At 68.7% G+C, this 249-nt stretch carries 1 pseudogene; it reads right to left on the bottom strand.

The window, feature by feature from the left end:
• A pseudogene (locus ACQG3P_RS21205) lies at positions 1 to 249 on the bottom strand (ABC transporter substrate-binding protein); the annotation flags it as partial.

Here is a 249-nt window from a genome sequence, read left to right as displayed (position 1 = left end):
GCCCAGCCCTGGGCGAACATGTTCTCGTAGAACGCCCACGTGCGGCGGAAGCCGGGGCTGCGGACGTTGCCGCGGGTATCGTGGTCGCGCAGCAGCGGGTCGGGCTGCGGGAGGGCGAAGGACAGCTGCTGCTCGAACTCGTTGATCGGCATCAGCTCCGCGTAGCGGTCCGGACCCTGCATCTTCTTGATCGCCGCGATCATGGTGTTCCACTCGTCCCAGGTGCGGGGCGGGTGGTCGAAGCCGGCC

Origin of the sequence: Stenotrophomonas sp. SrG (assembly GCF_050031795.1) — a bacterium.
Lineage (GTDB): Bacteria > Pseudomonadota > Gammaproteobacteria > Xanthomonadales > Xanthomonadaceae > Stenotrophomonas > Stenotrophomonas rhizophila_A.
This window is presented reverse-complemented; position numbering and strand designations above follow the sequence as displayed.